Origin of the sequence: Collimonas rhizosphaerae (assembly GCF_038896935.1) — a bacterium.
Classification (GTDB): Bacteria; Pseudomonadota; Gammaproteobacteria; order Burkholderiales; family Burkholderiaceae_D; genus Collimonas; species Collimonas rhizosphaerae.
In genome coordinates, this window is sequence record NZ_JBANDC010000017.1 from 93,019 (window position 1) to 111,385 (window position 18,367).

An 18,367-nucleotide genomic window follows, 5' to 3' on the forward strand; every position below is an offset into this window, starting at 1 on the left:
GATTCCTGTCAGGCGTTCTCAAGCGTGGAAGAGTTGGACAAGGCCAGCCAGTTCACCTGCGCCGACGGCTCGCTGCCGGCGCGGGTTTCTATCGCCACCAGGTCCAGGGTGAACTGCGAAGTGCCGACATTGCTGACGCTGACCGCATAGGGGACGGTGCCGACCACGGTGGCGTTGACATTGGGCGGCACATTGAAGGCAGGCCCCTGCCCGGCCGCGTAAAACACCGGCCGCGACGACCGGTCGCCGACTTTCAGCAGCGTGCGGGTATCGAACGTGACGCTGCCGTGGCGCGCGCCGTCCAGGCCCTGCGCCAGGTTCGACTGGATTGCCGCCGGCTGGCCCAGCACGGCCGGCAGGCGGCTGGTGACCGCTTTCCGGCTGTCGGCAATGCTTTTGATGATGCCGGGGTTGGCGCTGTCCATCGTTACCGTGACGAGGATGATTGAATAACTAGGCGGATAGGTCAATGAAGCGCTTTGCAGCACCGCGGCCTGGTCCAGGGTGTCGGTGGAAACGTTGGGCGTGGGCGGATATACCGCATACAGCCCGTAGCTGTCGCCCAGGTTGGTCGCTGCCGGCACCATGTTGCCGCTGGTGCCGGGGAACACCAGGAAATCGCCGCTGGAATCGAAGCCGACGCCGGGCGCCACCACCAGGGTATTGTTCTGCAGCACGACGTCGAAGCCGTTCAGCACGCCCGGGGTGTACAGGCACTGGTTCTGCAGCTTGATCCAGTTGGAGAAATAATTCTGCTCCAGCGTCATGTTTTGCGCGGTGAGGAACATGCCGTCATGATAGTTAAGACGCACCGCGACATCGGATGGAATGGGTGGAATGAACGCGCTCATTTATTTTTTCCTTGAAGGCCCAGCAAAGTGTTGATGCCCAGCGTTGCGGCATTGCATATTTGCGTCTCCGGCGTGACCGCCTGCAACTGCATGCTGGGAAAAATGGTGATGGTGAAACGGCTGGCGGCCGGCTTGATGGCGGCCAGCAGCTGCTGCAATTGCTGCTGCAGGCGCAGGATCTGCTGCGTGTTCTGGCTGGTGAGGACGAAGCCGCTGTTGAGCGCATTGGGCAGCGTGATCTGCACATTGAACAGCCACGGAAAATAGCCCGACACCACCTGGCTGCCGGCGTGGTAGCGCTCTTGCAGGATAAACGCTCCCTGCGCCTGGCCGGCGACACGGATGCAGGGCGGGACCGGGTTGCTGACCGTCAGCGTGACCGGCCCCTTGACCGGCACAGCCTTGGCCGGGAATCCGTCTACCGGCATCTGGTACTGCACGCCTTGGATGGTCATTGGCAGGTCCAGCAGCAAATCGAGCATGAAGCCCAGCCCCTGCGGCGTGCCGCGCAACCGGTACAGCGCCAGGATCTGCGCCGTCACCATGCGTTTCTTGTCAATGTTCCAGCTGTTGTCCAGCGTCAGGTCGACCCATCCGCCCAGCCAGTTCAGGAAGCTGTTGAGCCAGGCTTCGATCCCGCTTTGGGCCGAACCCGCGGCTGGCTGCCCGGCGACGTAGGCTGCCAGCGGATTGGTGACTGGCGGCACGCCGATGTAACTGTCGAGGTTGGCCAGGATGGCCTGCTGCTGGTTCGGCTTTGCAGCCGAAATCGGCGGTATGAAATCCGTGCTGGCCGGGTCGAACAGGAAACTGAGGCGCGGATAAAACAGGTTGCCGGCGACGTCCGCGTTCAGCAGTTCCTGGATGCCGCGGCGCCCGTCCAGGGTGCCGTCGCCGATACCGGTCAGCAGCTTCTCGAATATCTTGAGATAGTCGCCGACAAACGCCGAATCCTTGCCGCTGTAGATCGCCGGCAGGTAGCGCTGATAGCTGGATGGCTGCTTGCTCATGGCTGGCTGCTCGCGGTGATGTCAAGGCAGCGCAAGCGCGGCAAGCCCTGGTACAGCATGGCGCTGCGTCCCGATGGCAAGTCGGCCAGCGTGGTGTTGGCGCCGAGCTGCGCCATCTGGTTGAGGACGATGGTGGGGATGAAGTTGTAGTCCATGCTTTCCAGCGCAGCCACGCCCGGCACGCTCAGGATCAGGTGCAGCAGGTCGTCGGCCTGCGGCGCCTGGCCGTAAGGCCAGCCGCGGCCATCGGGACCGCCGCCCGGCAGCAGGTAGCCGAACAGCAGGTTCACCAGCGCATCCAGCGTGACCGACATGACCGTGGCCGCGCTGCAGCGGATCGACAGGGTCAGGTCGATCGCCGTCAGCTGCGCCATCTGCACCCGCACCGCACTGCCCGCAATCACGCGCGGCTGCAGATAGTAGTTCACCTGGTTCAGCAAAGTCTGTTCCCGCGCGCGCTCGTCTTTTCCCTGCAACAGCAGCAGCCGGCGCATGGTCGTGCTGGAATAGGCATATTGCTGCTTGTTGGGATACAGCGGATAGACATAGTTCCAGGCGGCGTCGCTCAGGAGATAGGCGGTGCTGGCCTGCTCCGCAGCCTGCGCGTAGGCTTGCTGCACATACAGCGGAACCGGCACCGGGATGCTGGAGTGGATTTTCTTTTGCTGCGCCACGGCTTGGTCATACAGCAATTCGATCATGCGGTTGCTCTGCATCGCCACCACCTCGATATTCGGCAAGGTCAGCGCCAGGTATGGGCTTTGCAGGTAAAGCAATATTTCTTTTTGCAGCGTCGCCTTGCTGGCCGCCTGTCCTTGCTCGATTTGCGCCAGCGCCGCCTGCAGGGCCAGGAAGTCGAAATCGTAGTAGGTCTGGGCAGCCTTGCTGTATTCGGTCTGGTTGCTGCTGAAGGCCAGCCCCAGCACCCAGCGCAGGAAATTTTCGTCGGTCAGGGTCGGGATCTGGTTGGCCTGGTACAGCAGCGATTCGTCCAGCCAGGCCAGCAGCTGCAGCAAGGTGATGCCGGGATCGCTGTCGTTATAGTCGGTCCACAGCTTGGTGTATTGGGGAATCTTGCGCACCAGCTCGACCACCAGCTGCTGGTAGGTCTTCAGGTCGAGGTCGGGCAATTCGAAGCTCATCGCCCTACTCCAGGTAAAGTAACAGCGTCATCTGGCCGGCCACCGGCAGCTGCGCCGGCAACAGCGCAATGTTGCCGTTCTGGTGGCCGTTCAGGTTCAGGCCGAGCACGGTTTCGACCTGCGGCAGCGTGCGCAGGAAACGGCTGACCGCGGAAGCCTGCACGGTTTCCCCGAAGCGCCAGCCTTGCTGCCCGGGGCCGCCGAACACCGGCTGGAAAAAAGCCTGCAGCTGGCGCCCGATGTTTTGCTGCAGGGCGTTCTTCTGGTCTGGCGCACAGCTGACCGCCAGCTGTGCGCTGACATTGATCGCCACGAAATCCGGCGCCCGGGTACTGATGCGCGGCGCCAGCGGCGCCAGGCAGGCCTGCTTGATGGCGGCCGCTACCTGGTTCAGGATTTCCGGGCTGGTGTAAGGCGCCGGCGCGCTGCTGAGCGCCAGCAAGACGATGCTGATGTCTTGTTGCGGCGTTTCCAGCGCGCGCGCCTGCGCCACCTGCTGGCAAGACTGCGCGGCCAGCGCGCTCAGCTCGCTCAGCTCGACCGCATAACCGCCTGCCTTCACCAGCGCCGGGCTGTTCGCGGCGATATCGGCCACTGTATCGCCGTTGACGCCGCCCGCGGCCGGCGCCGGATTGTCTACGCCGTCGATGTTGCTGATGCCGGGCCGCAGCATGGTCAGGCGATGCGCGCCGGCATTGCCCGCCAGTCCCTGCGTATAGTCGTAATGGGCGGCGACGATGTTGTTGTAGCCGCGTGGCGGGACCATGCCGTTGTAGCCGTCGCCGAAAGTCACCAGGCCGTTCTGGCAATCCAGCGTGTAGACGCGGTCGGTGGGGCCGCAGAACGTAAAATTGTCGACCTGCCGCCATTGCCGGCTGATTTCGCTGCCGGCAGTGGCGGCAGTGGCAGCTCCTGCGCTGTCTTGCACGGCGTCGTCCTGGGCGGCGGTGTCGAGCCCGCGCGCTTCGATCACCTGCAGGTCCAGGTTCGGCAGCACCGGCGTGTAGTCCAGCGCGAAAGTCTGCGACGGCTGCTCGTTGCTTGAGCCCAGCACCTCATCGTCGACGCCGGTGATGTTGCTGGCCATGACCGTATTCGGATAGATGCCGTAGACCCGGATGGTGCGGCTGACATGCGGATTGTTGATGCGGAACCAGTACGCTGTCTGCGAATACAGGTAGGACGCAGGCATGCCTGCCGGCACGGTGAAACCGACGATGCCGGAACGGCTCAGGCCGTAGCTGCTGTCGTCCACCGACAGCGCCTGCCATGCCTGGCCGTCGTAATAGTCCCACTGCAGCTTGCTGCCTGGCGCGGCGCTTTCCTGCTGCAGGTAGAAATACAGGGTCAGCTTGTTGCCCAAGGTGAAATTGCCGAAATCGACTGTACTGAAAGCAAAATAAAACCCGGTCAGCATCTCTTCCACCGGCTTGAAAGGGCTGAACAGGAAGCGGCTCATGGTGAAGGCGTTGTAGCTCCAGTAGCGGGTCGGCGGCGCCGCATAGCTGTAGCCGATCTGCAGCGACTGGATATACGGCGGATAAAACTGCGACTGGTTGAACTGGTAGGAAAAATTGATGCCCTCGACATCGTTCAGGTAGGCGATCACGCTGTTTTTCTGCTCCGGCGTCAGGATTGCGGCGGGAATGCTGTCTATCGTATCGGCCACGCTGGTGGTGGTGAAACCGCCGGCCTCGCCATAACCGCCGGCGGCGATCACCGCGCGTATCCACAAGCCGGTGCCGCCGGCGACCGTGGTTTCACCCAGCACCGGGCACTGGAACTGGATCAGGGTCGGGCCGTCGGGATTGTCGTGCTGCAGGTTGCTGGTGGTGTCGACAAACTGGTACTGGCTGGCCTGGGCCAAGGTCTGGTTGAACGACTGCCATTGCTTGCCGTCCCAGAATTGCCAGTACAGGGTGACCGGATACTCGACGGCGACCGCGGTCAGCTGGAAGGAAATGTTGACCAGCGCGCCCTTGCGCGAAAAGACGCTGTCGCTGCGGATGTAAAAAGCGTCGCCGGCTTGCGGCGACTGGCCGAAAGGATAGGCGCCGTTCGAGATGTCGAGCAGCACCACGTTGAATGCGGCTTGCTGCGGCTGGATCGCGTCGCCCTTGAAGGTGCACTGGATGCCGGTGACGACCGGCAGCTGCTGCGCCAGCGACGCCAGCACCTTGACCTGCGGGCGGGGCTTGACCAGCAGCCAGTATTCCAGCTGCTGGTCCGGTTCGGTCAGCAGGACGTCGTCGGTGAAACCGGCGCCCGGGTCTTCCTGCCGATAGATTTCCTGCTGCACTTGGGCAATTGTCCGCGCTGCCGCCTGCGGCTTCTGGCTGAGCTGGATGTCCAGCTGCCCGGCGTCGGCCGATTGCGTCAGCTGCGCGCTCAGCGGCGTCAGCGCGCCGTCGAACCACTGTCCGAAATAATCGCTGTAGAGCTGCTTGCCGTACAGCGTGATGGTGATGCTTTGCAGGGCCGGATCGGGCTTGAACAGCTGGCTGTCGCCCATGATGAACCAGTGGCCCAGCGCCTGCTCGGCCGGATCCGCGGTTTCGTCGGCGACGAACAGCGGCACTCCCTCTGTACCGGCGGCGCTCGAAGCCAAGGCCGGCATGGCGTCGATGTACTGGTCTTGCGCCGGCATGATGGTCATGGCGGCGCACAGGCTGGCCGGCACCACCAGCAAGTCCTGGTTGGTCTGAAAGCGGATGGCCTGGGCATCGGCGTCGAGCACCGCCGTCTGCGCCGGCACCGTCTTCGCCGGCTGCTCCGGCTTGAGCGTGAATTGCAGCGGCGCCTGCGCTGCCAGCGGCGGCCGCAGCTGCATGCCCATGCACTGGAAAAAGGCCTGCCGCCTTTGGTTCGGCATCTGGTTTTCGATCCCTGCCGTATAGGCCGCCAGCTGGGCGAACAGGTTCAGCAAGACCAGGCCCGGATCCTGGTTGACCGCCTGCGCCGCGCCGACCGGATCCGGCGTGGCCGCGGTCAAGGCCGCCGGCCAGTAGGCGCTCCATTCGGGAGCGTAGGTCTGGGCCAGCTTCAGCGCCTGCTGATAAAACTGCTCAGCGGTGCGAAAGTCCAGGATCGGGTCAGCCATGGCGTACCGGATTACCTGGCCAAATGCATGACGTTAGGCTGGGCATCCGGCCCCGCGGCCTGCAGCGGCTGGTCTATCAGCTCTTGCAGCACCTGGATCGCACCGCTGATCCTGAGCAGGGTTTGCTGCAAGTCTTTTTGCTGCGCTTCGAGGGAGCGCAGTTGCGCTTGCCCGGCCTGGTAATTGTCTTTCAGCTCTTTGATTCTGGCTTCGATCACTTCGTGGTTCATGCTTGACTCCGGTTTTATTTAAGATAAAAAGGAAACACCAGGTTGGCCGGATGGTTGCGGTCGCGGATCATGTAGTCGACCGCGATCTGCAGGCAGTTCGGCTGCTGCTGCGTAATCGTCACGTTCACCTGCAAGGTCTGGATGCGTGGTTCCCAGCGGTCCAGCGCCTGCTTCACATACAGCTGCGCCAGGCTGACGGCGGTGGCGTTGCCGGCCGCGAACACCAGTTCATTGATGCGGCAGCCGAAGGCCGGCAGCATCACCCGCTCGCCGGGCGCGGTTTGCAGGATGATCAGCAGCGCCTGCCGGATGTCCTCGGCGCCGGCCGCCAGCTGCACCTTGCCGCCGCTGGCTGTCACCGGGAAGGCCCAGCCCTGGCCGAGGAAATCGCTGTCCGCCGGGCCGTTCATCCTATGTTCACCGTGCTCAGGCCCAGCACCTGCACCGTCGGCGGCGGCGCCTGCGGTCCGGCCGGCGGCACATCGTGGCAGGTTTCGCAGAAGTCGCCGGCGCGCGCCGCCGCCTTGCCGTTGATACGCACCGTCATGCTGCCCATCACTACCTGGCCCAGGTTGGTGGGCGGGATCTGGAAGGCGCCGCTGGCGGGTATGTGCGGCGGCATGTTTTGCGCCATCGAACCCACGGTCGCCGCCGGCCGGCTGTTGATGCGCACATTCAGGCTGGTGTTGAGCGTAATCTTGCCGTTGAACGGAAACGGCTGCGGCGTCGGCACCGGCCCGCCCGGGCTCGGCACCAGCACGATATGGATATCGGCGGCGTTGACGATGCTGTCGCCCTGCTTGGCGGCGCCTTGTGCCATGCTTGCTCCTAGTTCAAGTCGATCATGGCGGCCGACAGCTTGATGCTCTGCCCGCCCTGCAATTGCATGGCGGAACTCGACAAATCCGCCTTGACGCTGCCGGCCGTGTTCTGCACCACTACCTGCGCCCCGCTGATGGTCAGCTTGCCCTTGGCGCTGATGGCGAAATCGCCTTCGCTGCTGATCGATATCTTGTTGTTGGCGGTATCGATCACGATGCGGTTGTTCTTGCTGTCGGTAATGGTGATGTTTTCCTTTTCGGAGTCGTCCAGCGTGATGGTTTTCCCGCCCTTGGTCTTGATCACGCGGACGTCCTGCTGCTGCGCGGCTTCCAGCGGCGGCTTCTGCACGCCGTTCCACATGAAGCCCAGTACATAGGCCTGGCTGGCGTCGCCGTCGGCAAACGCCAGCAGCGCCGAATCGCCCGGCTGCGGCAGGAAAAACGCGCCGTAGCCCGGACCGGCGAAAAAACTCATGACTTGCAGCCAGCCGGATTCGATTTCCTGTCCCTTCAGGATGAAATTGACCTTGACCCGGCCCAGTCCCTTGTCGTCCTTGGTATTGCTGACCGTGCCCAAGGTCACGCCCAGCGTCATGCTGCCCGAAGAAAATCCTTCGTCCGCATTCATACTCATACGCCCGTCCTTCTCAGTTTGAATTCTGTCTGGTAGCCTTCGCTGACGTCGTAGCTGTGGACGCTGGAAGTGATGTAATAGATGCCGTTGAAGCGCTGGCTCAGGCCGCTCAGTTTGACGTTGACGCCGGCCACCATGTCCGGGTCGCCCAGCACGCTGGTGCTGCCTTCGATGAACTGGTTCAGGTTGCGCTTGTATTGCGCGTTGGCGATTGCCTGCAGGGCTTCCGGAGTGCTGAGGTCGGGCCGCTCCAGCTGGATGTCCGAATCCGGAAAGGCCTGCGCCAGCTGGTAGCCGGTTTCCTTGCCGCCCATCTTGTCCTGCGAACTGCCGGAGGACGCCACCGCCGTCAGCACCTTGTTCGATGCGACGTCATATCCCTTCACCGTGACCTGCTTGCCCATGGTCGGCAATTTCAGGCTGAGCCTGAGGTCGCTGATATCCGTTGGATAGTTCATGGTCTTGACCGGGCTGCCGCCCTCTGCCGAAGGCCGGAATACCAGGGTGGCGCCGTCCATCAGCAACTCGTAGTTGAGCTGCGCGCAACGGCCCATCAGGAAATCGTAGTCGGAGGAATTGTTTTGCAGCACATAGTCGTTGACCATGGCCGGACTGCCCGGCAACTTCACCGTCAGGCCGGCCGCGCGCGCCACCTGGGAAACGATTTCATTGTCGTCCAGGTTCAGGTAGGTCCTGGTGCGGGTGCCGAATTTCAGCCAGTACATGCGGTCGAAACCGCGGATGGTGGCGGTGGAATAGTCGCTGAAATGCGGCTCGATCGCCGTGATTTGTGCGCTGACCATCTGCTGCAGGCTGTCGAGGCCGAGGAATACCGTGATTTCGTCGCCCGGCTTGAAGATATCCAGGTTGACGTCCTGCCAGGCGCCGCCGGACGAGACGATGTTCAGGGTAAAGCTGAACATGGTGGGAATGTTTATCTCGTCTTCCACGCGCACGCTCTGGATCGCCGCGATCACCGAGGTCGGCAAGGCGCTCCGATTTTTCAGTATGCGGAACCCGCCGGTCTGGACGCTAGGCATTGCTGCCTCCGCCGTTGTATGTCTCGCCGTGGACATCGATGATCACCAGCATGCGTCCGATGTCATGGCGGCCGGGGAAATTCAGCGGATCGTAGATATTGTTGCCTTCCGCGATCAGGCGCCACTGGCTGGCGTCGCCCAGGGCCTGCTGCGCGATCAGGTACAGGCGGTCGTTTTCCTTGACGCGCCACAGCTGGCGGCAATTGAATTTTCCTTGCGCGCGCTGGTCCTCTTCCTTGGTCAGCACCGATTTGAAGGTGACCGACAGTTCCGCCCGCACCGGCACGCCGGAGCTGAGGAACATCGTGAACTTCTGGTCAAGCTTGCTGATCATGCCGACGAACAGCGGGCCGGCCCAGGTGAACACGACGACCGGCGGCTCGCGCCGTTCGGCGTTGCCGACCGTCGGCTGGGTCAGCGCCACGATCTTGTTGGTCTTGGCGCGGACGTCGGTCTGCTGTTCGTAGGTATCGAAAAACAGGGAAACCGTCAGGTCGTCGTCGTCGACCCGCTGGAACTGGATATTCGAACCTTGTCCCAGCAGCACCACCGTCTTGTTGAGGGACAGTTCGGTCGGGTTGTACATGACGGGAATTTCTTCCTGGGTCTGCTGCACCACGATTTTGGCCATTTCCAGCATCAGCGCCCCCTGCGGTAACGGTCAATGCCGGCGCGCTGCTCTATGCTGGCGTGCACCTGCCGCGCCAGCGCCTGCACCATTTGCGGCGACAGCATCGCCGCCGTCACCACGCTGCGGATATGCTGCTGGTTGTGGCGGTCATGCATGATCTCGCGCACCACTTTGGTATGCACCGTATGCTCGATGCGTTCGATCTGCCGCTGCACCTCCGCCTGCCTGACTTGCGCCTGGCGCCGGTAAGCCAGTGCGGCGGTGAATCCGGCCTGGTAGGGCTGGAGGGAGACTTGGTCGCCCGCAGCCGGACTGTTCATCGGCGCAAGCAAGGTAATAGCCGCCGTCGACGACGGCGATGAGCCAGGCGCCGCCACGGCTTGCAATTGCATGCGGACCGTCCTTGCGCCGGTTGCCGGCAATCGCGGCATGATGGATTTATAGATAAAGCCTTGCGCCCCGCCGTCACGTCCGACGCGGCCGGCGCTTCCAGCAATCTGCCGCGCCTGGCTGCCGGACCGGGCATGCATGCGGTTCCTGGCGACCAGCTGCGGCAACAGGACATCGCCGCGACGAGCGACTTCCTGACGGCGCAGGCTCTGGTTTTTCCACATGTAGAAACGCTGTTCTTGCCTGGCTATGAAATCATGCCTGTCCAGATAACGGGAATACCGCAACGCCAAGCGCATTTCTGGCGCCGTGGGTTGTGCTGGGCCTGTACCGGACCCAAGCTCCCGCAGCTTGCCTGCCGCATGGACAGGTTGCGGCGAACCCGGGCGGCGGCTGGCAGCAGCTGCTGCCCGGTTTACGGCTTGTGCTGCATTGCGCTGAGGCGATACGGACCGGAACAGTCGTTGCGGCGCTTGCAGCGCTGTTTGCCTGATGATGCCGGCCAGGCGCTGCACCAGCGTGGTTACCGGATGCTTTGCCTGCGCAGCCGGCGTGTGCGGCATCAGCAGTATCAGTGGAGATGCGGCTGAACGGTCTGCCTGGCCGGACATGGGCTCGGCGCCAGTTCGTTGAAAATGATAGGCCCGGCTAGGCGATGCCAGGCGCTGTGGCCGTTGCTGAACACGCCCATTTTTTCCGGATCGTTGCGCACCTGCATCCTCAGCCGGCACCGTCACGGAACGGAGCAGCGCCTGCCGCTGCAGCACGATGTTGCCAATGCGCCCGATTGCAGGAACGGCAAGCAGCAACCGCGATATCTGCTGCAGGCGTTGCATGTCATGTTTTTCGAAACGGCTCTCTACCAGCCGCTGCGTTTCTTGCCATATCTGTTGGCGGATTTCCTGCGAAACGGCGGAATGGAGGTGTTGCTGCACCAGCCGCAGCCAATGATGGTGCTGCGAGATATAGTGCGCGATCTTGCCTGGCGGCGCCGGCCGCGGCATTTGCAGGAACGCCAGGTCCAATCCCGGATAGTGTTCCGGCCATGCCAGGCCGCGGCCGGCGATGCCGGCCTGGAAATCCCTGGCCGCGCCGGCGCACGCCAGGCGCATGGCATGCCCCCGGCTTACATGGGAAACTGGCGTCGGCCTGGTCATCAGCCGCCGCTCCCGCTGTTTTTCTTGATCCCCTCATGCGCCAGCGTAAAACTCTGGCTGGCCACCAGGTTCTGGCCCGCGTCCAGGCTCGGCCCCTGCCACTCGATCGGCCAGGCATTGTAGAAATTCCAGCTGACGGTAGGATTGCCTTCATCATCCAGCAGGTAGATCGAACCGTTCTGGCGTTTGATCTTGCCGTTCAAGGCGGCCTGGTACCACAGCCACATCGGATCCAGCGCGGTGATGCCTGCCTTGAGCACCAGGTCGACATACGTCACCTGCCCGCCAAGCTTGTATTCGAGATCGTTGACCCCGCCCTGGCGCACGCTCTTGACTTCGATCTTTGACTGCAGGCCCTCGACCGTGGTGAAGCCGCCGACCACGATGCCGCCTACTTCCACGTAAAAATTGTACGACTTGAAAGGGTTCGCCGGCGGGCCGGATTTGCGCTGCGATGCTGCGCCGGATGGATTGCGGCCGGTAGCCATGTCATGCTCCCAAATTTAGGCTTTTGTGCCGATCGTCGCTGTTCATGGTCTGGTTGATCTTGCTGATCTCCCCGCACCAGCGGCGGCGCTCTGCGTGTTCCATTGCCAGGATTTCCCCGTACGACCAGTGAAAGTGGTATGCCAGAAAAGCAATTTCCGCATACAGCTGGTCGGGCGCTACAGGGAAGCGCGCTTTCCCGCGGCTTCGAAACTCTCGATCTGCACCACCTTGTCTTCGCCGTCGACCAGGTTGATGCGGTTGTACAGGTTCTGCAGGTAAGAGAAATCGGCGGCGAACAGGTCTTCGATGACCTTGGTGTTGATCATGTCCAGGTTGCCCAGCCGCACAATCACCCGCGACAGGACGATGATGGTCAGGTAGGCCGGGTTGCTCTGCACCCGGTGGTCTTTCAGCGGCAGGATTTCGTCGCCGGCGGTAGCCAGCCGCATCACGCCGTTCTTGTGCAGGTTGCCGTCGCCGTCGCGGTAGCCGAGCGGCAGGGTAAATTCGATTTCGGTGCTGATTGCGTTCATGCTGGCTGCTCCCGGTTAAGACACTCTGGTCATGTATTCGATGGTCAGTTCGAAGGTTTCCACCATCACGTCGCTGCTGGAGGCGTTCAGGCCGGTGCTCTCGTATTTGCTGGGCCAGGCATTGATGACGTTCCAGCGCGCCTTGGCCGCGCCGCCGGCGTCGAGCAGTATCAGCGAGATGTTTTTCTGCGCGCCTTTGGCCGTCGACCCCTGCAAGGCCACCAGCTGGTGCCAGTTGTACAGTTCCATCGAATCGGTCAGGCCCTTTTTCAGGCTCAGCTTGCCGTAAGTGGTCAGGCCGGAAAACGAGCGCTTGTAGACCGGATCGGTGCCTTCCCGGTACTCGACCGTTTCGACCGTGCTGTCCGGGATCGTGGCTTCCGAAAACGCCGCGACCTGGATGCCCGAGATCTCCACCTGGAAGCGGAAACCGCGGTAGGGATTGGTGAGTTGTGTGGCCATCGTGATTCTCCGCAGTCAAATTGGTTTGGAAAGAGGCAGGTCCGTTTCCCTGTTTCCGTTATGAGCCGGAATCCGGGCCAGCGATTTTCTGCGTCATGCGGATGATGACGAACTCGGCAGGAAACACCGGAGCCAGGCCGACGTCGATATACAGCTGGCCCAGCGAGCGTGTCTCGGGCGGATTGTTCGACGCGTCGCAAGTCACGAAGAACGCCTCCGCCGCGCTGGCGCCGAACAGGCCGCCCGACTGCCACAGGGTGGTCAGGAAGGCGCTGATGTCGCGCGTCACCGATGCCCAGGTCTGCTGGTCGTTGGGTTCGAACACGACCCATTGCAAGCTCTGCTTCAGGCTTTGCTCGACATAGATGAACAGGCGCCTGACGCTGACATAAGTCCATTCGCTGCCGGTCGCCGCCAGCGTGCGGGCGCCCCAGATCACGTTGCCGTAATTGAGGAAATTGCGGACCGCATTGATGCCGTTCGGATTCAGGATGTCCTGGTCCGAATCGGTGAGCTGGGTCTGCACCTGCACCACGCTCAGCAGCGCGCCGTCGTTGACCCCGGCCGGCGATTTCCAGACACCGACATTGTTATCGGTATAGGCGTAACGGCCAAGCGAGGGACCGGACGGCGGCATCGGCACATTGGCGCCGGCGATCGGGTTGTAGATCCATACCCATGGATAGTAGATGGCGCCGTAGCTGGAATTGAGCGCCGGCGAGGTGGCGCTGCCCGACTTGAAATTGCCGATGCCCTGGACATCCAGGCCGAACGGCGGATCGCTGACATAGAAAAGGTTCTGCGCACCTTCGCAGAACAGCAGCCCGCCGTTGATGGCGGTAGCTTGCGAGGCCTGGCTCGGACTGCCGCTGGCGTCGGCAGCGTTGACCGTGTCTGGGATGGCCAGCAGGCTGATGCCCTGCACAGTGCTGAGCGTCTTGGTGGCGCTCTCGAAATCCCAGGTGGCGGCTGCGCCCCCTGCCAGCGGCGTCGCGCTCTTGCCGCTGTTGGGCGGGCGCGTGGTGCCGCTGGTCTCCACCCGCACAAACATCGAGGTAGTGTTGACCGCGTTCGCCAGTGCGCCGCCCGGGGCCATGCTGGCCGCGGTGTAGCCGTTGAAAGACTCCAGCACGTAATACGGCGTGCCGCCGATCGTGGTTGGCTGCAGGTTGTTCTGCGCCACATAGGCTTGCAAGGTGGCGCCGGACGATCCTGCAGGCAGGGCCTTGAGCGCTTTGGGATCGACCACCACGCTCAGGTTGAATACCAGCGAAACCGCGCTGTCGGGGCCGCTGGCGTTGCTGACCGCAAAATTCAGGATATTGGCCCAGGTGCCGGGCGTGACCGCGGTCATCTTGATGCCGCTGGCCGATCCGGTGGCGGCCTTGCCGGTGCCTTTGCTGTCCACGGCTCGCACCACGTAGCAGGCGGTGCCGCCCTCGTTGAAGAATTCGAATACGGCCCACGACACCATGCCGTACCAGACCAGTCCGCCGAACTGGCGCTGGTAGGCGTTCCAGCTGGTGATCAGGACCGGCTGCGCGGACGGGCTGAACTCGGTGACGCCGACGAAGGCTGCGGTCGAGGTCGATGCACCCTGGATGTTGCGGGCGCTCGGCACTTCTTCGATGTAAATGCCGGGGTGACGATAGGTGGTTGCCAAGATGATTCCTTCTTAACAATTAACGCATTTCAATATCCACAAACTGCGTGGTTGCGGGTTGCAGCAGCAACTGCTTTTCTACGCTTGCATAACCAGCCTTGCTAAAACTCAGCACTACCTGCGTGTCCGGGGCCAGCTTGCCGCCCAGGGCCAGCGCATAGCGGCCGTCGTATTTGCCGTAATCCGAACTCAGCGTGGCGGCGCTCTTCGGTTTTCCCTGCCAGTTGGCATAACTGGCGCTGATGCTGACGCCGGCCAGCGGCGACTTGGTCCCGGCCTGCAGCACCTGGCCGCGGATCAGCGTGGTCCCCGGCGGGTAGGGATACAGCGGGCTGGGCGCCAGGTAGCACGGAACGATAGCGGCGGCCAGCGGCAGGCGCAACGGCACCTGGAACGCCACCTCTTGCGCAAAGAACTGCGGCGCCAGGGCGGTAAGCCGGTAATCGCCGTCATCGAGGTCGCTGAATGCATAAAACGCCTGTGGCTTGGCGAGCGGCATGAACGGCTTCTGGTTCAGCAGGAAGCGCGGCTGGAACCCGACCGCAGGCGCCTGGCTGAAGCCATCGATCAGCTGCACCACGGCGCTCAGTTTCATGGCAGTTCCAGGTAGGCCGGATCGGCCTGGGTCACCATGTCCGCCTGCAGGTCCAGGCCAGATGGAATCCGCACCGGCGACAGCGTGTACAGCTTGGTCAGCTTGTAAGTCTTGTTGGGAAAACCGGCCCATATATTGCGCAAGGTATCGATGGAACCCGCATCCGGCACGATAGCGATGTTGTCGTTGCCGCTCCGTTTCAGCACCGGATCCAGCCATTCGCCGGACAGCTGGGCGACGTCATGGAACAGCCGCACCAGCTGGTCCACCAGCACCAGCTCCAGTTCGGCCGACCTGGCGTAAGGCACCATCAGGTACAGCAGGTCCACCACCAGCGGACTCGGCGTCAGCGTCAGCGAGGTCGGCCGCCGCTCGGCCCCGGGCTGGCGGGTCAGGCTGGGCGCCAGGTTGCGCAGGTAGGGATTGACTTCAGTCTGGTACAGGTAGAGCGACAACCTGGTTTCATCCTGGCTGTCGATCTCGCCCGGCGAATCGAACACCACCGCCGATTCGGCCTGCAGCTCGGGAATATGGTGGCGGATCAGCCGGCGCAAAGACTCGCTGACGCTGCGCAGGACCTGTCCGCCATCGCTGGTTGGCTGGCTCATCGCTACAGGGTAAACACGGTGTCGGACTGGCTGACGATCTGCGGCTGGCGGTTGCCGACCTGGGCATATACCATGATGTCGCTGTTGCAGGTCGTCCTCAGGTAAACGTAGTTCAGGTCGCTGGCAGCGTAGACGATATAGGCGTTCAGGTAAAACTCCAGCGAATTGCCGGCGCTCCTGCTCGCTGTATCGTCTGCCATCATCGAGGTGATGAACGAGAGCGTGTTGACGCCGTACGACATGGACGCCAGCGGAATCGTGCCCAGCATGCTGGCCAGCTGGACCCCGCTGGCTTCGGCAAATGGCGGCCCGAGCGACCAGCTGACCTTGCCCAGGCCCTTCTTGGTGGTCAGGATCACATCGATCTTGTTGCCGACATAGGCGCCCCGGACGGTAAAGCTGATGTTACGGTAAATGTTTTCCGAACCGACCAGCACCGCGCTGATGCGGCCGTTACGCCATTGCACCGGGCTTTGGGCGCCGATCCGCGCGGTGACCACGGCTTCGTTGTTGAGCGTGCAATATCCTTGCAGGTAGTCGACCCCCGGACGCACCTGCAAAAACAGCGTCAAGGTAAAGCCGCTGCTGGCCTGGTCTATTTCCCCGGTGCGTATCGACAGCACCGCATTGTTGAATTCGATCTGCTGGATGCACGATTCGCTTTCGGCGCTTTGCGGCGTGACGTTATACGAAAAACCCAGGCTGTCGCCCGACATCGCGCCTAGCGACCAGTAGGCCCCGGCGGTAGTGAAGGTGAAGTTGAGGTTCGAGTTGGCAGCGACATTCTGGAATTGCAATACCACCGGCAGCAAAGGGAGCGATTCTGGAATGGATGCTGCCGCATCGGGCACGGTGGCCGCGGCAGGCTCGATCGGTTCAACTGGCAGTGCAGTAATCATGACGGCCTTTCACAGGTAAGTATCATTCCAGGTCGATGGCAAAGGAACTCAGGCCAATGACGGTGCTGCGGTCGTTGCTCGACTGCAGGGTAACGCTGGCGCCGGGCGGCAGGTCGACCTTGCCCTTGACGCCGTGCTGGTCGGTGCGCAGGTACAGGTTGACCTGTATCTCACTGCAATCCTTGTATGTCTGCAGATACATTTCACGCGCGTTGATCAGGAAATTGCGGACATAGATGACCGGATCGACACGGCTGGAAAAACTCAGGCCGACCAGCCTTTCGCTTTCGCCGCCATCGCTCCAGATGGCGTCCTGGCCCGGTTGCAGCGACAGGAACGCCTTGCTGTTGGCGCGCAGGTTGGTGAAGGTCAGTGTGATCGGCCTGAACGTATGGCAGTCGCGAAAGCACTGTTCATTCAGCGCATGGCTGGGATTGGCAAGCAGATGCGCGCCGAGGTACTGGCGCGCCTGCTCGGGCAGCGTCTTGCGGTCGTTGCTGATCATCTGGGCCACATTCACGGCTGGCGCGGGCGCAGGTACCGCAGGCCCGGGCGCCGGCTTCGGGCTGGACGGGCCGGCGCCCGCCGCAACCGTGTCCTTGACATTGTTTTTCTCTTTAGCATCCATAGCGGCCGCCATCAGTTGCACATCGGTCGGAAATCAGTTTGGAAACGGAATCGTGAAATTGCCTGTGGGGATGCGGCCGGAATTCGCGTAGCCGAGGAACTGGTATTGGGCATTGACAGGGATGCCGGCCGACTCGAACCTGCCGGACAGGCTGGTGCCCACCGCCTTGAACGGCAGCGTGACCTTGATCGACTGCGGACTGCCGGTGGTGTTTTGCGCTGCCGTCAGCGACAGCGATTTTTGCGCGACGCCGACAGCCGTCAAGGGTGGCGTGGCGCTCCATACTGGACCGATCTGGATCGGCTGGTTGCCGTCCATCGAAATCGCGTTGCTGTCCGTGATAGTGAGCTGCGCCGACAGCGTGTCGGCGCCGTTCTCCGTGGTGAAACTGAATGCAATGGTGTATTCCATAGCCAATCTCCTCTAAGACGGCCGGACTCCGCATCCAAGCGGAATCCGGCCGCACAGCGATGCTGCGGACCATCGGGAACGCCAGGGCTGTTACTTACCCCAAGGGAATTGCGAGAAAGTCTGGTTGACCATCTGCGGCTGGGCAAAGCCAACCTGGGCCTGCACCATCACGCCAGGATCGGACAGCGAGCGCAGGCTGAAATTCTGAATGCCCGCCTGCGCCACCAGGTACAGCGTGACATTGAAGGACAAGGCGCCGCCGCCACCGCCACCGGAAGAAACAGTCGAGACTTTCACCGAGGAGGCGGTGATGATGAAGGAGTTCAGCGGCAAGGCGCTGCTGGACCCAGGCACCGTGATATTGATGCCGCCTGAACCATCGAAAGCCGGGCCTGTGCTCCAAGCCACCGGCAGGTCTACTTTCTGCAAATCGATCCAGATATTCTGGCCAGCCTGGGCATTGGTGATTTGCAGTTGCACTTGTTGATAGACAGTTTCGCTCATGATTGAAAAACCTTTCTAAAGAGAATTGGTCAACATCATCCGCCCTCGGGCAAGTGCATGCCCTCGATTATCCGTCGGAAAAAAACGACAAACCAGCGAAGCAAGCGCCTGTTTTTGGTGAGGGATTTTCTTCTATTGCTTGTCGACAATACGCACTCTATTTCCACAAAGCAACCTATCAAATGTGACAGGTTCTAAGCAAAATTTTTGATGGTACGTTGATCTTTTTTGTTTTTTAAATTTGCGGATGGGGAGATTCGGCTAACCGCGCAGATTTCGGCGGACATGCAATTTCGCGAGAAGCGGCTGGGAAGAAACCGCGGCACATAGAGCGGAACGGATCCGTGCCGGCGCTTTGCAGGAATTGGAAACGCGGCGACCGATAAGGTTCAATAAGCTGTAAAAATGGCAGCCTGCGTTTTTATCTTTGGCGCAACCGTGGCGCGCCGATGCTATTGTTGTTTTTAGCTACGGACTGCTGCCGCAACCGGTTTCTGCGCAAATGTTTTCGCACGCTTTCGGCAAATGAAAAGCCGGCAAGGAACTCTTCCTTGCCGGCCATGGGAGAA

General features: G+C 61.9%; 22 protein-coding genes. All 22 read right to left on the reverse strand.

Annotated elements, in window-relative coordinates; translation table 11 throughout:
• Window positions 1-8: 8 nt before the first annotated feature.
• Window positions 9-851, reverse strand: a complete 843-nt coding sequence (locus tag V8G57_RS20605) for a hypothetical protein (protein ID WP_342830970.1) — start codon at window positions 849-851, stop codon at window positions 9-11.
• Complete coding sequence (locus tag V8G57_RS20610) at window positions 848-1,861, reverse strand: phage tail protein (protein ID WP_342830971.1); 1,014 nt, start codon at window positions 1,859-1,861, stop codon at window positions 848-850. Before V8G57_RS20610 ends, V8G57_RS20605 begins: the two co-directional genes overlap by 4 nt.
• Entirely contained in the window at window positions 1,858-3,003 is a 1,146-nt protein-coding gene (locus V8G57_RS20615; RefSeq protein WP_092392613.1) for a hypothetical protein, read from the reverse strand. Before V8G57_RS20615 ends, V8G57_RS20610 begins: the two co-directional genes overlap by 4 nt.
• Before the next feature lie 4 nt (window positions 3,004-3,007).
• Window positions 3,008-6,103, reverse strand: coding sequence for a baseplate J/gp47 family protein (locus tag V8G57_RS20620; protein WP_342830972.1), 3,096 nt, complete (start codon window positions 6,101-6,103; stop codon window positions 3,008-3,010).
• An 11-nt stretch (window positions 6,104-6,114) separates the two neighbouring features.
• Window positions 6,115-6,333, reverse strand: a complete 219-nt coding sequence (locus V8G57_RS20625) for a hypothetical protein (protein WP_092392609.1) — start codon at window positions 6,331-6,333, stop codon at window positions 6,115-6,117.
• A 14-nt stretch (window positions 6,334-6,347) separates the two neighbouring features.
• A complete protein-coding gene (locus V8G57_RS20630; protein ID WP_342830973.1) occupies window positions 6,348-6,743 on the reverse strand; it encodes a GPW/gp25 family protein in 396 nt (131 codons plus the stop codon).
• Window positions 6,740-7,153 (reverse strand): PAAR domain-containing protein, encoded by a 414-nt coding sequence (locus V8G57_RS20635; protein ID WP_092392605.1) that lies wholly within the window; start codon window positions 7,151-7,153, stop codon window positions 6,740-6,742. The genes V8G57_RS20630 and V8G57_RS20635 overlap by 4 nt, the downstream gene beginning before the upstream one ends.
• Before the next feature lie 8 nt (window positions 7,154-7,161).
• A complete protein-coding gene (locus tag V8G57_RS20640; RefSeq protein ID WP_342830974.1) occupies window positions 7,162-7,788 on the reverse strand; it encodes a phage baseplate assembly protein V in 627 nt (208 codons plus the stop codon).
• Window positions 7,785-8,828: a phage late control D family protein gene (locus tag V8G57_RS20645; RefSeq protein WP_342830975.1), complete on the reverse strand. Its 1,044-nt coding sequence runs from the start codon at window positions 8,826-8,828 to the stop codon at window positions 7,785-7,787. Before V8G57_RS20645 ends, V8G57_RS20640 begins: the two co-directional genes overlap by 4 nt.
• Window positions 8,821-9,468, reverse strand: a complete 648-nt coding sequence (locus V8G57_RS20650; RefSeq protein ID WP_342830976.1) for a CIS tube protein — start codon at window positions 9,466-9,468, stop codon at window positions 8,821-8,823. The genes V8G57_RS20645 and V8G57_RS20650 overlap by 8 nt, the downstream gene beginning before the upstream one ends.
• On the reverse strand, window positions 9,468-10,961 hold the full coding sequence (locus V8G57_RS20655) for a hypothetical protein (RefSeq protein ID WP_342830977.1): 1,494 nt from the start codon (window positions 10,959-10,961) through the stop codon (window positions 9,468-9,470). The genes V8G57_RS20650 and V8G57_RS20655 overlap by 1 nt, the downstream gene beginning before the upstream one ends.
• A gap of 44 nt (window positions 10,962-11,005) precedes the next feature.
• The gene (locus tag V8G57_RS20660; RefSeq protein WP_092392595.1) at window positions 11,006-11,494 is read right to left on the reverse strand and encodes a phage tail protein; all 489 of its coding nucleotides are present in this window, start codon (window positions 11,492-11,494) and stop codon (window positions 11,006-11,008) included.
• Between the two features lies 1 nt (window position 11,495).
• Window positions 11,496-11,660 carry a DUF6760 family protein gene (locus V8G57_RS20665; RefSeq protein ID WP_335340328.1) on the reverse strand — a complete coding sequence of 55 codons (165 nt, stop codon included), beginning with the start codon at window positions 11,658-11,660 and terminating at the stop codon, window positions 11,496-11,498.
• 11 nt (window positions 11,661-11,671) lie between these two features.
• Complete coding sequence (locus tag V8G57_RS20670) at window positions 11,672-12,028, reverse strand: hypothetical protein (protein ID WP_092392593.1); 357 nt, start codon at window positions 12,026-12,028, stop codon at window positions 11,672-11,674.
• 15 nt (window positions 12,029-12,043) lie between these two features.
• Window positions 12,044-12,490 (reverse strand): phage tail protein, encoded by a 447-nt coding sequence (locus tag V8G57_RS20675; RefSeq protein WP_092392591.1) that lies wholly within the window; start codon window positions 12,488-12,490, stop codon window positions 12,044-12,046.
• 58 nt (window positions 12,491-12,548) lie between these two features.
• Window positions 12,549-14,153 carry a phage tail sheath family protein gene (locus V8G57_RS20680; RefSeq protein WP_342830979.1) on the reverse strand — a complete coding sequence of 535 codons (1,605 nt, stop codon included), beginning with the start codon at window positions 14,151-14,153 and terminating at the stop codon, window positions 12,549-12,551.
• A 19-nt stretch (window positions 14,154-14,172) separates the two neighbouring features.
• Window positions 14,173-14,748 carry a peptidase associated/transthyretin-like domain-containing protein gene (locus V8G57_RS20685; protein ID WP_342830980.1) on the reverse strand — a complete coding sequence of 192 codons (576 nt, stop codon included), beginning with the start codon at window positions 14,746-14,748 and terminating at the stop codon, window positions 14,173-14,175.
• Complete coding sequence (locus tag V8G57_RS20690; protein WP_342830981.1) at window positions 14,745-15,356, reverse strand: Pvc16 family protein; 612 nt, start codon at window positions 15,354-15,356, stop codon at window positions 14,745-14,747. Before V8G57_RS20690 ends, V8G57_RS20685 begins: the two co-directional genes overlap by 4 nt.
• A gap of 2 nt (window positions 15,357-15,358) precedes the next feature.
• Window positions 15,359-16,255, reverse strand: coding sequence for a hypothetical protein (locus V8G57_RS20695; RefSeq protein ID WP_342830982.1), 897 nt, complete (start codon window positions 16,253-16,255; stop codon window positions 15,359-15,361).
• A gap of 22 nt (window positions 16,256-16,277) precedes the next feature.
• Window positions 16,278-16,883, reverse strand: a complete 606-nt coding sequence (locus V8G57_RS20700; RefSeq protein WP_342830983.1) for a hypothetical protein — start codon at window positions 16,881-16,883, stop codon at window positions 16,278-16,280.
• A 33-nt stretch (window positions 16,884-16,916) separates the two neighbouring features.
• On the reverse strand, window positions 16,917-17,294 hold the full coding sequence (locus V8G57_RS20705; protein WP_342830984.1) for a hypothetical protein: 378 nt from the start codon (window positions 17,292-17,294) through the stop codon (window positions 16,917-16,919).
• A gap of 90 nt (window positions 17,295-17,384) precedes the next feature.
• Window positions 17,385-17,798, reverse strand: coding sequence for a hypothetical protein (locus V8G57_RS20710; protein WP_144737883.1), 414 nt, complete (start codon window positions 17,796-17,798; stop codon window positions 17,385-17,387).
• Between the last annotated feature and the right edge of the window lie 569 nt (window positions 17,799-18,367).

What these genes read in the sequence shown, in the direction of transcription:
- V8G57_RS20605 (WP_342830970.1), bottom strand. Translation starts at nt 851, where the DNA reads ATGAGCGCGTTCATTCCACCCATTCCATCCGATGTCGCGGTGCGTCTT.
- V8G57_RS20650 (WP_342830976.1), bottom strand. Translation starts at nt 9,468, where the DNA reads ATGCTGGAAATGGCCAAAATCGTGGTGCAGCAGACCCAGGAAGAAATT.
- V8G57_RS20640 (WP_342830974.1), bottom strand. Translation starts at nt 7,788, where the DNA reads ATGAGTATGAATGCGGACGAAGGATTTTCTTCGGGCAGCATGACGCTG.
- V8G57_RS20660 (WP_092392595.1), bottom strand. Translation starts at nt 11,494, where the DNA reads ATGGCTACCGGCCGCAATCCATCCGGCGCAGCATCGCAGCGCAAATCC.
- V8G57_RS20710 (WP_144737883.1), bottom strand. Translation starts at nt 17,798, where the DNA reads ATGAGCGAAACTGTCTATCAACAAGTGCAACTGCAAATCACCAATGCC.
- V8G57_RS20615 (WP_092392613.1), bottom strand. Translation starts at nt 3,003, where the DNA reads ATGAGCTTCGAATTGCCCGACCTCGACCTGAAGACCTACCAGCAGCTG.
- V8G57_RS20675 (WP_092392591.1), bottom strand. Translation starts at nt 12,490, where the DNA reads ATGGCCACACAACTCACCAATCCCTACCGCGGTTTCCGCTTCCAGGTG.
- V8G57_RS20685 (WP_342830980.1), bottom strand. Translation starts at nt 14,748, where the DNA reads ATGAAACTGAGCGCCGTGGTGCAGCTGATCGATGGCTTCAGCCAGGCG.
- V8G57_RS20695 (WP_342830982.1), bottom strand. Translation starts at nt 16,255, where the DNA reads ATGATTACTGCACTGCCAGTTGAACCGATCGAGCCTGCCGCGGCCACC.
- V8G57_RS20620 (WP_342830972.1), bottom strand. Translation starts at nt 6,103, where the DNA reads ATGGCTGACCCGATCCTGGACTTTCGCACCGCTGAGCAGTTTTATCAG.
- V8G57_RS20625 (WP_092392609.1), bottom strand. Translation starts at nt 6,333, where the DNA reads ATGAACCACGAAGTGATCGAAGCCAGAATCAAAGAGCTGAAAGACAAT.
- V8G57_RS20690 (WP_342830981.1), bottom strand. Translation starts at nt 15,356, where the DNA reads ATGAGCCAGCCAACCAGCGATGGCGGACAGGTCCTGCGCAGCGTCAGC.
- V8G57_RS20700 (WP_342830983.1), bottom strand. Translation starts at nt 16,883, where the DNA reads ATGGATGCTAAAGAGAAAAACAATGTCAAGGACACGGTTGCGGCGGGC.
- V8G57_RS20655 (WP_342830977.1), bottom strand. Translation starts at nt 10,961, where the DNA reads ATGCGCCTGGCGTGCGCCGGCGCGGCCAGGGATTTCCAGGCCGGCATC.
- V8G57_RS20610 (WP_342830971.1), bottom strand. Translation starts at nt 1,861, where the DNA reads ATGAGCAAGCAGCCATCCAGCTATCAGCGCTACCTGCCGGCGATCTAC.
- V8G57_RS20670 (WP_092392593.1), bottom strand. Translation starts at nt 12,028, where the DNA reads ATGAACGCAATCAGCACCGAAATCGAATTTACCCTGCCGCTCGGCTAC.
- V8G57_RS20705 (WP_342830984.1), bottom strand. Translation starts at nt 17,294, where the DNA reads ATGGAATACACCATTGCATTCAGTTTCACCACGGAGAACGGCGCCGAC.
- V8G57_RS20645 (WP_342830975.1), bottom strand. Translation starts at nt 8,828, where the DNA reads ATGCCTAGCGTCCAGACCGGCGGGTTCCGCATACTGAAAAATCGGAGC.
- V8G57_RS20630 (WP_342830973.1), bottom strand. Translation starts at nt 6,743, where the DNA reads ATGAACGGCCCGGCGGACAGCGATTTCCTCGGCCAGGGCTGGGCCTTC.
- V8G57_RS20635 (WP_092392605.1), bottom strand. Translation starts at nt 7,153, where the DNA reads ATGGCACAAGGCGCCGCCAAGCAGGGCGACAGCATCGTCAACGCCGCC.